Below are 13,944 nucleotides of genomic sequence, written 5' to 3' on the forward strand. Positions count from 1 at the left end.
CATGGTGATAGAAAGATGTTCGATCAGGCTTGTTCCCACTGAGTTCTCAGCAGTTCAACAGCGGCCGGCAACGTCACGTTCTTGTCGCCTTTCGATCCGCATTCGAAGCTGACGTACTTGGAATAGCCCATTTCTTTCAATGCACGGAATCCGTCGACGTAGTTATCCAAGTCTCCGTCTTCGCCGGGCATGATGCGATGGCCTCGGCTAGCTATGTGAATATGTTGCAAGTACTTTCCTCCCGACCATAGGGCGCCGTAATCCGAAGTTTCTTCTCTCATGTGCCAAAAGTCGCCCATGCATTTCACCCCTTCGCTTTGAGCGTCGCGTGCAATGGCTGCGGCGTCGGCTACGAGGCGCATATAGAATGCTTCTTCTCTGTTGAGGGGTTCCAAGATTACATTCGTTCCGCATTTAACGGCATACTCGCCTAACTCGTGCAGCTGTTCGCACAAGTAGTCGCGCGTTTCCAAGGTATGGGGTTTGCAGGGTTTCTGCGAGTTGAAAGCCGGCACCATGATCACGCCGGTGGATCCGAGTTCGCCTGCAGCGGCAACGATCTCGCGCATGCTTGCATCGAACTGCGCTTTCACCTTGGGATCTTCGGCCAAGATAAAGCCGTCGAACCCTGCACATATCGCCGACACCTTGATACTGCGGTTCTTCAATGCGTCTTGAATCTCTTGCACTCTCCCCGCTAATCCTCGTCCCCAAGGTTCGAAGCCGACAATTCCCATCTTCTCCATATAATCGAGCTTTTCATTCAGGCTTTCGAAGGGGGCCGTGTTTTCTTGAAAAGACAGATTCAAAAGGACTTCGCCAGTTTTCGTCCCTTTCGTTACTGCTTTTTCCTGCACTTTCTTTGCGCAGGATGAAAGTCCGAAAGGAGAGGATGCGGCGGCCAATGTGGCCATGCCGGCCAATGACCGCTGTATAAATTGTTTTCTATTCATGATCGTGTCTTTAAGAGATGATTATTTCTTTTCCATTTCTGCATTTCCGGGAACCGGAACCGTATACGTAGACATATCCATCGATCCGAATTCCAATTTCTTCGGCAAGTAATCCATTTCGGATGCCGTGATATCGTCCCACGTAATGGTTTGCCCCGTGTAGGCGGCTTCGCGTCCCATCACGCCCGCCAGGGTAGAAATGCCTGTTTCTTCCGATTCGTCGTGGCCTTCGCCCTTGCGGATATGGTTCACCCAATCGACGTGCTCCAGCACGTACGGATTCTGTTGCTTGAACTGGGCTTTAGAGGCTTCTTCGTCGAATTTCCAGATCACGTTGCCTGCCAAGTCTTTAATTTCATGCGTTTCACTGTTCCAGGATCCTTTCGTGCCTTGGATGAATTCGCTGACATTCGTGCTGCAACCGTCTATCTGCCGGCACATACTATGTAGATGTATGCCGTTTCCGAATTCGAAATCGACGCTGAAGTTATCGTACTGATCGCCTGTAATGCGGCGTTGCCGACTTCCTACCGCCGTTGCTTTAACGGGATGCAATCCGGTCATCCAGAGGAAGATGTCAATGTTATGCACGTGCTGTTCCACGATATGGTCGCCGGATAACCATTTCCAGTTCACCCAGTCGCGGATCATCCATTCCATATCGCTCCATCCCTGTTGGCGCGTACGGTACCACAGCATGCCCTGATTCCAGTAAACGTTACCGCCGGTGATTTCGCCGATCAGGCCTTCCTGAATCTTTTGGAAAGCTTCGACGTACGGACGCTGATGATGGCGCTGCGTGCCGGTTACTACGCTGAGCCCTTTGGCGACGGCCTGTTTCGACGTGGCCATGATGGTACGATATCCTTTCGAGTCGACAGCTATGGGTTTCTCCAGGAACGCATGTACGCCTTTTTCGACTGCGTATTGGAAGTGAGCCGGGCGGAACACCGGAGGGGTCGTTAAAATGACCATGTCGATACCCGCATCGATCACTTTCTGATAGGCGTCGAATCCAACAAAACACCCTTCGTCGGGAACCTTTTGATCGTATTTTTCGGCCAACATTTTCTTTACGCTCTCCAACCGATCGGAGAACACGTCGCCCAAAGCGACTACGGTAATGCCGTCGGCCGCTTCTAGTAAGTTTTCGACCGCACCCGAACCTCGACCGCCGCATCCGACCAAACCGACTTTCAACGCTTTGCCCTCGACGGCTTTGTCCGGAAGTTCCGGTACGTAATATTCACCCGGTTGTTTCAACGGAGTGTTTGCAGAACCTCTCTCCTTGCCTGTGCACGATGAGAGAATGGATGACGAACTGATCATACCCGATGCTCCGAGCATAGCTGAGTATGAAAAAAACGACCTACGGCTAATTTTATTCTTTCCCATGATATTAATTTTTTAGGGTTAAAATTATTGTTGTTTTATATGGATTCCTTCCGGTATTTCACAAACGACACGAAAGCCGATGCCTTTGATATCCGAATACCACCAGATGCTCTTCGGATTTTGCGGATCGGTCTTCAGCCAAGCGTCGTTTTCGGTATGTCCCCGCGTTGCGCAACGAAGTGCGGACGCGTCGTCCCGATAGCTCCCTCCGCGCACGACGTATTCCTGACCTTTTTCGTTAAGGGGATCTTTATCGCCGTCTTTCCAGTGCTTGTATGCTTCCGCATCGTACTTGTCGGCGCAATATTCCATCACGTTGCCCAACATATTCTTCAGTCCGAAAGGATTGGCTCTGACCTTCGACGGTTCTTGCGTCTTATCCATGCTGTTGTTGGCATAGACGACGTAGCCGTTGATATTCGTGGTGTCGACGCCGAACAGTTTGTTCCAAAATCCTTCGTTGGTGTACTTCTTCGGATTTCCTTCGAAGAAGTACGGCGTAGTTGTTCCCCCGCGAGCAGCGTATTCCCATTCGGCCTCTGTCGGCAAGCGATAGCGCTTGCCCGTCTTCAGCGACAACCATTGGCAGAATGTTTCTGCGGCGTAATGAGTCATGGTAATTGCCGGTCGACTGCCCATTCCCCAGCCTTGATCCGGGAAGCCGAACGGAGGTGTGGGGCCGGAAACGGCGTCGAGATCATCGCGCGAATTGTTCGCGTAGATAGTCTCCGGCGAGGTGCGTCCTTCCGACATCGTTTCGTTGTAGAACGCCCAGAACTGATCCCACGTCACTTCCACTTCAGCCATAAAGAACGGTGAAACGGCGATCCGGCGCTGAGGCGCCTCGTCTGTCTGGTGGAACGGTTCATCATCGGGACTTCCGATAGTGAATGAGCCTCCGGGAATAGCGATCATATCGATGGATGCAGCGGTTCCGGGAACCGTTTCCTTGTAATTTTTGAAGTCGGTAACGATGGCGGCGGCCTCATATTTCGTTCTGTTGTTCGTCAGGGCCTTTCCTTCCATCTTGCTGTGTTTGTAATTCGGATTGTAATGTCCCGCGTCCAAGTGGCAGCTGATGCATTGCAGATCGAATTTCTTTTCGTTCTCTTCGTAATAGAGGTGAGCCTTGATACCGTCGTCAGAGATACCTTTCGGGAAAAGATTGGCATGGCACGCTTTGCAAGATTCGTTATACACGATCTTTTGCGCATAATCCAATTCGCCTTTGCGGTCCCAATTGATGTCTTCTTTCTTTTTAGTCATATACGACCAAATATCTTTGATACCCATCTTCGCTTTTGCGGTAAAGTGTTTGAAAGTGCCGCGAGGCGGAAGGTGACAAGCTGCACAATCAGTTTTTACACCGCTTTTGTTATTGTTATAATGTACGGATTGCTTCCATGCAGCATCTGCTTTCTCATGGTAATGACACATCATGCAAGATTCGTTGGTCGAGGTGGCCTCCCACATCCAATCGAATGCGATCATTGCTGCTATTCCGATAACAAGTCCTCCTAAACCTACAAGTAAAGATCTCTTCTTTTTATTACTTGAATTTGCCATAATAGAATTAAAACGATCCTGCGGTGGTATGCTGCATATATCCCATCCTTCGCTGAGGGAAGGTTCCATTGAAAATGCGCCGCGAGCCTATCCTCTTCAAGATGCCAAATTTAGTGATTTTTTATATATCGGCAAATGATGGGTGTATTTTTTTATTATTTCTCGATCCATTTTTGCCATTTTACCTCCTTGTGATAGCCGGCTCTCACCATGGTTTCGATGAACTGCATACCGCGCACGCCGTCTTCGACGGTAGGGAAGTCCAGCATCTCTTCGGTAGGTGTTTCATTATTCGCTTTGGCACGAACCGTCCATGCAAAGTTGCGGTAGATGTTTGCAAACGCTTCGATGAAACCTTCGGGGTGTCCGCCGGGAATGCGCGTATTCCACTTGGTGAAGTCGGTCAATGAAGCGTAGCCGTTACCGATTCGGATTTCCTCTGTCGGGCGGTCGATCCATTTCATATATAAAGTATTGGGTTCCAGCTGTCGCCATTCCATTCCGCCGTTTTCGCCGTAAACGCGCAAGCGGATATTGTTTTCTTCGCCCGCAGCGATTTGCGTGGCCTGCAGTAGGCCGGAGAACCCCTGGTCGAAGTGCATGAAAGCACATGCATCGTCGTCCAGGGGGCGTCCGTCGGCGATATGTTGAAGTTCGGCGCAGACCTCTGTCACCTTTGCACCGGTCACATACTCGGCCAGGTGCCAGGCGTGCGTGCCGATATCGCCTACGCAACCTCCTTTTCCGGCTGCTTTGGGATCGTTGCGCCATACGGCATTGTTCCCTCCTTTCAGTTCGATGCGTTGGGTGAGCCAGCCTTGCGAATATTCCACGAAGAGGCGGCGCACTTTGCCGATGTCTCCGCGTGCAATGCGTTTCTTCGCTTCTTTTACTGCCGGATAGGCGCTATAGACGTGGGTCAGAGCGAATGTCAAGCCTGTCGCGCGGACTTTGTCGCGCAGCCTCAAGGCTTCTTCCAGCGAGTAAGTCATCGGTTTGTCTATCACGACGTTGAATCCGGCTTCGAGTGCTTTCATCGCCGGTTCATAATGAAACTTGTTAGGGGTGACGATAGTGATGAAATCGATGCGCTCTTCGTGTGGAAGGGCGGCCTCTTTTTCTATCATTTCCTGCCAAGTCGGGTAGATTCGGTTATCGGGGATGAAGTAAGAGCGGCCGGAACTCCGTGAAATTTCCGGATCGATGCTGAAACAGCCGCAAACGAGTTCTATTTGATTCTCCATGAGGGCGGCGCGGCGATGGATGGCGCCGATAAAAGCATCGCTGCCTCCGCCTACCATACCCATTCTAAGTTTTCTGTTTTCCATTTTATCTTTTAGATTTAAATATTGATATTCGACCCAAAAATAGTCATTATTTTTTTGATTCTCGTGGAGGAACAGATTTATTTTTTCTCTTCGACCGGTCAAAGTGATTGGCGAGACGAAAAGGGCATGCGATCGAATTCGAACTAAAAATAAATAATGGCGAAAATTAATCGCTGCGGGAGGTTTTTTGCTATCTTTGCATGGAATTAGTTTGGACGAACCAAGACTCTTGCACCTCATGAAATCGATCGGAAAGATAAAACATATCGGCTGTTTATTCGTCGTTTTAATCGGTTCGACGGGTTCTTTTCTCGCTCAACCGGCAGTAAAGGTGGAAACGCCGGACAAAAACCTGGGTATCATCTTGTGGAAAGCGCCTGTGACGGTGAGCTACAAGTTGGTCAATGCGGGAAACGAGGCGCTCGTCGTTCGGAAAATAGAAACCTCTTGCGCTTGCGCGGTGGCGGACTGGCCGAAGACGACGATTGCTCCCAGGAAATCGGCTGAAATCAATGTGACGTACGATGCTAAGCAGTTAGGACATTTCCATAAATACGCGGCGGTATATACGAATGCCGACAGGCAGCCCGTGTATCTGACTTTCCGTGGGGAGGTGGCGACGGAATGGACGGAGGATATCTCTTCGTTCCCCAACCAGATCGGGCCTATCCGCTTGGATCGGGCTTCGATCGAGTTCGACGAAGTGAACAAGGGAGATCGGCCCTCGGTCGAGCTGAAGGTGATGAACGGCTCCGACGGCATCTATTCCCCGGTACTGATGCATTTGCCTCCTTATCTCTCTGCGGAGGTGACTCCGGAAAAGATCGAAAAGAATCGGGTGGGTAAGATCAAAGTGATGCTGGACAGCGAGAAATTGCCCAAGTTGGGACTTACTACGGCCTCGGTCTATCTGGCGCGTTATCCCGGCGACATGGTGGGCGAAGAGAACGAAATCCCGATTTCGGTAGTCAATCTGCCCGATTTCTCGCATCTGGATGTAGACCGGCAAGAGCATCCGCCCGTGGTCACGCTCTCGACGAAAGAATTGGAGATCGGCACGATGATGGAGACGGAAGAGAGGAATGCCCGGATAACAATTACGAATACGGGAAAATCGAAGCTGGAGATCCAAGACTTGCAGGTGTTTAATTCCGCCCTCGGCGTGCAGTTGAACAGGCGCATCCTGCCTCCCGGAAAGAAAGCCAAGCTGAAGATTACGGTCTACGGAAATCATTTGCGTAAGATCAAGAATACCCCTCGCGTACTGATGATCACCAACGATCCGAACCAACCCAAAGTGATTATTAAAGTAAAAGTAGCATTAAACGAATGAGTGAGATGGAACATCCCGAAAACGATCGACGATATAAAGGACTGAAAGTGAACGACGGCGTACCGCAGCCGGCCATCGTGAATCCTTATTTGAAAACGCAGCGGAAAGCGCGCCGCAAATACTCGGCGGCCGATTACGTAGAAGGCATTCTCAAAGGAAGCGTAACGGTACTCAGTCAGGCCGTGACGCTGATCGAAAGCCTCCGCCCCGAACACCAGGCCATCGCCCAGGAAGTCATCGAAAAATGCCTGCCTTATTCGGGACATTCCGTCCGCGTAGGCATCAGCGGAGTGCCCGGAGCAGGCAAGAGCACCTCTATCGACGTATTCGGCCTGCACGAACTGGAAAAAGGAGGCAAGCTGGCCGTGCTGGCTATCGACCCGAGCAGCGAACGGTCGCACGGGAGCATTTTAGGCGATAAAACCCGCATGGACCATCTGGCTACGCATCCGAACGCCTTTATCCGACCCAGCCCGTCGGCCGGATCGTTGGGCGGCGTAGCGCGAAAAACGCGCGAGACCATCATCCTCTGCGAGGCCGCCGGATTCGATAAGATCTTTGTCGAAACGGTGGGAGTAGGGCAGAGCGAAACCGCTTGCCACAGCATGGTCGATTTCTTCCTGCTCATCCAATTGGCGGGCACGGGCGACGAGCTGCAGGGCATCAAACGCGGCATCATGGAGATGGCCGACGGCATCGTGATCAACAAGGCCGACGGCAATAATGTGGATAAAGCCCGGATGGCGGCGACGCATTTCCGCAACGCCCTGCATTTCTTCCCTGTCCCCGATTCGGGATGGACACCGAAAGTCTTGACCTATTCAGGCTTCTACGGATTGGGTATCAAAGAAATTTGGAACATGATCGACGAGTACATCGCCTTTGTGAAGCAGAACGGCTACTTCGAGTACCGCCGCAACGAACAGGCGAAATATTGGATGTACGAAACCATCAACGAGCAGTTGAAAAACAGTTTTTACCGGAACGAACACATTGCAGACAGTTTGAAACAAGCAGAACGCGATGTGCAAATGGGGAAAATGACTTCTTTCGTCGCTGCCAACAAACTCTTGGACGAATATTTCGGGAAGCTGTCAAAGTAATCCCCGTTCCATTTCCGCTGAGCGAATCAGCAGCACCTAAAACGAATTTTAGCTCCCGCCGAGCGGATCAGCAGCGCCTAAAACGAATTTTAACTCCCGCCGAGTGGATCAGCAGCGCCTAAAACGAATTTTAGCTCCCGCCGAGTGGATCAGCAGCGCCTAAAACGAATTTTAGCTCCCGCCGAGTGGATCAGCAGCGCCTAAAACGAATTTTAGCTCCCGCCGAGTGGATCAGCAGCACTTAAAGAAGATGCGGCATCCAACTCGAGGATGCGGTTTCGGCAAGCCTCCATCAGCCAAGCAGGCGTAGACGTGGCGCCGCAGATACCTACGGTAGCAATGCCTTCTAATAACTCGCTGCCGATTTCTTCGGGTTGCGAGATCAGATGGGTGTTGGGGTTCACATTTTTGCATTCCTGGTAAAGGATTCGGCCGTTGGAGCTTTTTTCGCCGCTGACGAAGATGAGGAGTTCGTGGTTCCGTGCGAAGGCCCGCAGGCGAGGCATGCGGTTGGCTACCTGTCGGCAAATGGTATCGTGGTATTCGAACGTCGCCGCAGGCGAGATATGCGTCTGGATATAATCGATGATTTGCCAGTATTCCTCCAGCGACTTGGTCGTTTGGGAATAAAGTCGGATATCCCTGTCGAAATCGAGCTTTTTCACTTCTTCGGGGTGTTCCAGAACGATCGCTTCTCCTTCCGTCTGTCCCACCAGTCCCAACACTTCGGCATGGCCGTTTTTCCCGTAGATGACAATTTGCTTGCCGGCAGACGTCGAGCGGTCGTGTTGCGACTTGATCCGCTTTTGCAATCGTAATACCACCGGGCAGGTGGCATCGATCAGTTGAACGTCGTTCCTTTGGGCCAATTGGTAAGTCTCGGGAGGTTCGCCGTGCGCCCGAAACAAAACTTTTACATGGCGGAGCTCGGCTAATTGCGCGTGGTCGATAGTGATGAGGCCGAGTTTTTTCAGTCGTTCGCATTCCTGGTCGTTGTGGACGATGTCACCCAAGCAGTACAAAGCGTCCCCTTTGGCCAACTCCTCTTCCGCCAATCGGATGGCGCGGGTCACCCCGAAGCAGAAACCGGACCCTTCGTCTATCTCAACCTTCATCCTCAACCGCCCTTCTGTATTGTTCCATCAGCCATTCGTTTTGCTGGTCGACGGTCAGATCGCTGTTGTCGAGTACGACGGCATCGTCGGCTTTCCGCAGCGGGCTCACTTTCCGGTGTTCGTCGATATAGTCCCGTTCTCTTACATTCTGCAGTACGTTCTCGAACGAAACGTGCTGCCCTTTCCCTCGTAATTCGTCGTAACGTCGTCGGGCGCGGACTTCGGGCGAGGCCGTGACGAAAATCTTGAGTTCTGCCTCCGGGAATACAACGGTTTGAATATCCCGACCGTCCATCACGATACCTTTCCCTTTGCCCATAGCCTGTTGCTGACCGACCAGCGATTCGCGCACGAACGGCAATGCCGCTACCCGACTCACCCGATTCGAAACGTCCAACGTACGGATTTTATTTTCTACATTCGTTCCGTTCAGGCAGGTAACGGGTTGCTTCGTTTCAGGATCGAGCCCGAAGGTGATCTTCAATGCGGGAAGCGCCTGCTTCAGCGCCTGCGTATCGATGTGCTCGCCGTGGAACAAACCGTTTTCCAAACAAAAGAGCGCCACACAGCGGTACATCGCCCCACTGTCTATATAGAGATAACCCGTCCTCCGCGCCAATTCTTTGGCCATCGTGCTTTTACCGCACGAAGAATAGCCGTCTATCGCAATGACAATCTTTTTCATACTGAAAGAAGAGGAATGTTTATACGAAACAAAGATAAGAAAAGTTGATGATAAACACTTGCCGGGAAAGAAAATAAAAAGATTTAGCATATTTTATCCAGCTATTATTTTTTCTTTTTGAAGGGAAAAACTATATTTGTGGCGTGCAATGGTGCACGCAACCTTTAAACACATTATTATGGAAGTTAAAAAATCTCCCAAAGCAGATCTCGAAGGTAAAAGAAGTACCTGGCTGCTGATCGGTTATGTGTTTATCCTGGCTGTCACGTTTGTCGCGTTCGAATGGAGTGATCGCGACAAAAAGGTCAACACGGATACAGGTATAACCGCTGTGGATTTTGAAGAAGAAATTATTCCTATCACCGAACAGGAACAACCCAAACAAGCTCCCCCTCCCGCAGAAATACCCAAGGTGGAAGAAGTCTTGGAAATCGTGAAAAATGATGCCGATGTGCAAGAGTCGACCATCCAGGCATCGGATGATACGAAAAAAGCGGTAGAAGTAAAATACACGCCCGTTCAAGCCGTAGTGGAAGAAGAACCGGAAGAAGAACAAATCTTCCAAGTCGTAGAGGAAATGCCGGAGTTCCCGGGCGGTATGGGAGAATGTCTGAAATTCTTGAGCAAGAACATTCATTATCCGACCATCTCGGCTGAGAACGGCGTGCAGGGACGCGTAGTCATCCAGTTCGTCGTCAATCGCGACGGCTCGATCGTAGACCCCGAAGTGGCACGCGGAGTCGACCCTTACCTGGATAAAGAAGCGTTGCGCGTGGTGCAGTCCATGCCCAAGTGGAAACCTGGCAAACAGCGCGGTAAACCGGTGCGTGTGAAATATACCGTACCCGTCATATTCCGGTTACAGTAGAACGAGTACCCGATAGGGAGGTATGTCAAAACAAAAGTATAGAGGAGCGGATTACCTCAAGCGCCTGAGTTAGGAAAACCGCACAGGAAACACTGAGAGGGGTATGCAGGTTACCGCCTGCGCCCCTCTTTTCATACCCTTCCGGGCTCTCCGACCACCTCCCCTATCGCAAGGGAGGAGCCGATAACCTTAAGAGCTGTTTCCCATTGCACTCAAATTCTCCCCTTTTTATCGAACCGTTTTATCTTCGCATGATGATTTATTCTTCTTCTCTGTTAGGCAAAAAGATCGATGCATATCTCCGGGAATTGCCGCTGAATCGGGAGCCGAAAGGATTGTACGCCCCGATCAATTACGAGCTTTCTCTGAGAGGAAAAAGATTGCGCCCGATATTGCTGACACTATCCTACTTATTATATAAGGAGAAAGTCGATACCGTCCTTCCGCAAGCTGTCGGCATCGAAATCTATCACAATTTTACGCTGCTTCACGATGACGTAATGGATCGATCCGACATGCGGCGCGGAAGACCGACCGTACATAAGGCATGGAATGAGCATACCGCCATCCTGTCGGGGGACGCGATGACCGTGCTGGCCTATCGGCTGATGGCGGATTGCGATTCACTCTATGTAAAACAAGTACTCGATGCCTTCGGACAAGCCGCCCTCGAAGTATGCGAAGGACAGCAACGGGATATGGACTTCGAAGCACGGGATGACGTAACCGTCGAAGAGTACCTCGAAATGATCCGTCTTAAGACTTCGACTCTTTTGGCCGGCGCATTGAAAATCGGCGCGATCCTGGGAGACGCTTCGGCAGAAGATGTACAAAAGCTGTACGATTTCGGCATCAAAATAGGTCTGGCCTTCCAATTGCAGGACGATTATCTGGATGTCTACGGCGATCCGGAAATTTTCGGAAAGCCGATCGGAGGAGATATCATAGCGAACAAGAAAACCTTCCTGCTGATCTCGGCCTGTCGGCTTTCAAACGCAGAACAATATGAACGGATTTTGTGTTGGCTTCGTACGACGGACTATCGCCCGGAGGAAAAGATACGAGCGATGACTTCTATCTACGATCAGCTCGACATCGGAACTAGATGTTTGCAAAAGATCGATTCGCTTTATGCAGAAGGATTGACAATGTTGGACCAAGTGAGCGGTCGGTCGGAATATAAAAGAGAATTGGAAAATTTTGTGAATACCTTGATGAAAAGGAATTTGTAATGATCGATACGCATTCTCACTTATACGACAAGGCTTTTGACGAGGACCGAGCAGCAGTGATGCGACGGGCGAAAGAGGCCGGCGTGGAGAAAATTTTTCTTCCCAACGAAGACGAGACTACGATCCATGCGCTCTTGAACGTTTGCGAAGCGTATCGCGATTTCTGCTATCCGATGCTCGGCTTCCACCCCGAGTGTATCGACAAGGATTACAGACGGCGTCTAACACTCCTGAAGAACTTCTTAAAAGAGCAGCGCTTTATCGCCGTAGGAGAAGTGGGAATAGACCTCTATTGGAACAAAACATACTTGAAAGAACAACAAGAAGCCTTAGACATGCAAGCGCAATGGGCGATGGAATACGACTTGCCTTTGGTGATCCATTGCAGGTCGGCTTTCTCCGAATTGTTCGACGTATTGCAACCTTATAAGAATCGGCTGAACGGCGTTTTTCATAGTTTTTCGGGAACGGCGGAAGAAGCTGATGCCTTATTGGATTACAACGGTTTCATGTTGGGCGTAAACGGCATACTGACTTTCAAGAACAGTACGCTTGCCCCAGTGTTATCCGCTACAGTTCCTTTGGATCGAATCGTTTTGGAAACCGATGCTCCCTATCTGGCGCCGGTTCCTCATCGAGGCCGACGAAACGAAAGCAGCTTTGTAAAAGATATTGCGCGGAAGCTGTCTGCCGTTTACGGGCGAAATTTGGAGGAAATAGACCGGATCACGACTAAAAATGCATTAAAAGTTTTCAAAAGGTTGGAAGAAGTCTATAAAGTTTATTAATTTTGGCCCGCTAATCGGATATTGTTCCCCCCGAGACGACGACAGATTAAAAAAAAACAATACATTTGTTGGACAATTCGCTTGCAATTATCAAATTTCTTTGTAATTTGCACCCGTTTTAATGAAAAACTGACATGTTTGTCGCGTGGAGAACGAGGGAGAGATGCTCGAGTGGTTGAAGAGGCACGCCTGGAAAGCGTGTATACCCCTAAAGGGTATCGCGGGTTCGAATCCCGCTTTCTCCGCACCGTAAGCAGTGAAATTAATATGTTAAACAATAATTAATTATTTAATCTTAAAAAATTAGACACACAATGAAAAAGTTATTTGCAATTCTTGCAGTGATGGGAATTCTTACGTTAGGTGCAGTTCAACCTGTAGGGGCTCAGGATGAAGTTCAGGTTACAGAACCTGCTCAAACAGAACAAACTGAAGCGGCTGTCGTTCCCGAAGGTGGTGGAGGCATCCACAAAGAATTAAAGACGAAGTTTATCGAAGGTAGTGCCGGATTTATGTCGTTGGTAGCCATCGCATTGGTGATCGGTCTTGCTTTCTGTATCGAACGTATCGTTTACCTAAGCTTGGCTCAGGTAAACACGAAGAACTTGATGAGAAGCATTGAGGAAAATCTTGAAAAAGGCGATTTGGAAGGTGCGAAGTCCGTTTGCCGTGACACGCGTGGACCGGTAGCTTCTATCTGCTATCAGGGCTTGATGAGAGTAGACCAAGGACTTGACGTGGTAGAACGCTCGGTTACTTCTTACGGTGGTGTGCAGGCCGGTTATCTGGAGAAAGGTTGCTCGTGGATCACCTTGTTCATCGCTATATCTCCGTCGTTGGGATTCTTGGGAACAGTGGTCGGCATGGTCATGGCGTTCGACCAGATCCAGCAGGCTGGCGATATCTCTCCGACTGTTGTGGCCGGCGGTATGAAAGTCGCCTTGATTACAACCATCTTCGGTTTGATTGCAGCTTTGATTCTTCAGGTATTCTACAACTATATCCTTTCCAAGATCGAAGAACTCACGAGCGATATGGAAGATTCTTCTATCACCTTGCTCGATATGATTATGAAGTACAACTTGAAATACAATAAATAAGTAGAATAATGGCAAAGTTATCTTATAAATTTTCTTATCGGATTCTTTATGTCCTCTTTGCGGTCATTCTGGTTGTATTGGGATTGTTCTATTTTGTAGGATATAACAATATGGTCGGCGATCGGAAAGCCCCGGAAAATACGGATGCACTGATTTATCTGATGTACGCGATGGTTACCGTAGCCTTTATCATGTTCTTTGTAGGAAAATTCATTCATTTGGTTTCTCTCTTAAGGCATGAGCCGAAAACCGGGTTGCGCTTTTTGGCGTTTGATGTCCTATTGGTAGCTCTCTTAATAATTACTTACGGAGTCGCTTCCAGCAATCCGATGACATTGACCGACGGCTCCGTTTACACCGATTCGCTATGGTTGAAGGTGACGGATATGATGCTCTACTCGCTCTTCTTCTTGTTGGCAGTAGCTGTTATCGGTACCTTTTTGAATTTGAGCGGTCTCTTTAAGAAAATCAAGTAATA

13 protein-coding genes and 1 tRNA gene are annotated in these 13,944 nt (G+C 49.7%); 8 read left to right on the top strand and 6 right to left on the bottom strand.

The genetic code is table 11. The features are described 5' to 3' along the window. Window positions 1-23 precede the first annotated feature (23 nt). From BN102_RS06580 to BN102_RS06595, 4 genes are all read right to left on the bottom strand, one after another. On the bottom strand, window positions 24-953 hold the full coding sequence (locus tag BN102_RS06580; RefSeq protein ID WP_021311246.1) for a sugar phosphate isomerase/epimerase family protein: 930 nt from the start codon (window positions 951-953) through the stop codon (window positions 24-26). Between the two features lie 21 nt (window positions 954-974). After that, on the bottom strand, window positions 975-2,351 hold the full coding sequence (locus BN102_RS06585) for a Gfo/Idh/MocA family protein (protein ID WP_156810953.1): 1,377 nt from the start codon (window positions 2,349-2,351) through the stop codon (window positions 975-977). 21 nt (window positions 2,352-2,372) lie between these two features. Beyond that, window positions 2,373-3,914: an SUMF1/EgtB/PvdO family nonheme iron enzyme gene (locus tag BN102_RS06590; RefSeq protein ID WP_036787643.1), complete on the bottom strand. Its 1,542-nt coding sequence runs from the start codon at window positions 3,912-3,914 to the stop codon at window positions 2,373-2,375. A gap of 155 nt (window positions 3,915-4,069) precedes the next feature. Further along, the gene (locus BN102_RS06595) at window positions 4,070-5,242 is read right to left on the bottom strand and encodes a Gfo/Idh/MocA family protein (protein WP_035455777.1); all 1,173 of its coding nucleotides are present in this window, start codon (window positions 5,240-5,242) and stop codon (window positions 4,070-4,072) included. A 238-nt stretch (window positions 5,243-5,480) separates the two neighbouring features. Here BN102_RS06595 and BN102_RS06600 point away from each other — a divergent pair, with 238 nt between their 5' ends. Then, window positions 5,481-6,575 (top strand): DUF1573 domain-containing protein, encoded by a 1,095-nt coding sequence (locus BN102_RS06600; RefSeq protein WP_083867219.1) that lies wholly within the window; start codon window positions 5,481-5,483, stop codon window positions 6,573-6,575. A gap of 5 nt (window positions 6,576-6,580) precedes the next feature. After that, complete coding sequence (gene meaB, locus BN102_RS06605; protein ID WP_021311236.1) at window positions 6,581-7,678, top strand: methylmalonyl Co-A mutase-associated GTPase MeaB; 1,098 nt, start codon at window positions 6,581-6,583, stop codon at window positions 7,676-7,678. Between the two features lie 212 nt (window positions 7,679-7,890). Here the strand turns inward: meaB and BN102_RS06610 are convergent, their stop codons facing one another. Continuing rightward, window positions 7,891-8,793, bottom strand: a complete 903-nt coding sequence (locus tag BN102_RS06610; protein ID WP_019208328.1) for a 4-hydroxy-3-methylbut-2-enyl diphosphate reductase — start codon at window positions 8,791-8,793, stop codon at window positions 7,891-7,893. Continuing rightward, a complete protein-coding gene (gene cmk, locus BN102_RS06615) occupies window positions 8,783-9,478 on the bottom strand; it encodes a (d)CMP kinase (RefSeq protein ID WP_019208329.1) in 696 nt (231 codons plus the stop codon). Before cmk ends, BN102_RS06610 begins: the two co-directional genes overlap by 11 nt. A 178-nt stretch (window positions 9,479-9,656) precedes the next feature. On the opposite strand from cmk, the gene BN102_RS06620 reads away from it, so the two are divergent. From BN102_RS06620 to BN102_RS06645, 6 genes are all read left to right on the top strand, one after another. Continuing rightward, window positions 9,657-10,346 carry an energy transducer TonB gene (locus BN102_RS06620; RefSeq protein ID WP_021311248.1) on the top strand — a complete coding sequence of 230 codons (690 nt, stop codon included), beginning with the start codon at window positions 9,657-9,659 and terminating at the stop codon, window positions 10,344-10,346. A 254-nt stretch (window positions 10,347-10,600) separates the two neighbouring features. After that, window positions 10,601-11,578, top strand: coding sequence for a polyprenyl synthetase family protein (locus tag BN102_RS06625; protein ID WP_083867220.1), 978 nt, complete (start codon window positions 10,601-10,603; stop codon window positions 11,576-11,578). After that, window positions 11,578-12,366, top strand: coding sequence for a TatD family hydrolase (locus tag BN102_RS06630; protein WP_019208332.1), 789 nt, complete (start codon window positions 11,578-11,580; stop codon window positions 12,364-12,366). Before BN102_RS06625 ends, BN102_RS06630 begins: the two co-directional genes overlap by 1 nt. A 157-nt stretch (window positions 12,367-12,523) precedes the next feature. Then, a tRNA-Ser gene (locus tag BN102_RS06635) sits at window positions 12,524-12,611 on the top strand. A gap of 69 nt (window positions 12,612-12,680) precedes the next feature. Next, window positions 12,681-13,466, top strand: coding sequence for a MotA/TolQ/ExbB proton channel family protein (locus BN102_RS06640; RefSeq protein ID WP_021311255.1), 786 nt, complete (start codon window positions 12,681-12,683; stop codon window positions 13,464-13,466). Between the two features lie 8 nt (window positions 13,467-13,474). After that, window positions 13,475-13,942 (top strand): hypothetical protein, encoded by a 468-nt coding sequence (locus BN102_RS06645; RefSeq protein ID WP_019208334.1) that lies wholly within the window; start codon window positions 13,475-13,477, stop codon window positions 13,940-13,942. Window positions 13,943-13,944 lie beyond the last annotated feature (2 nt).

This window comes from Phocaeicola abscessus CCUG 55929, from assembly GCF_000312445.1.
Classification (GTDB): Bacteria; Bacteroidota; Bacteroidia; order Bacteroidales; family Bacteroidaceae; genus Phocaeicola; species Phocaeicola abscessus.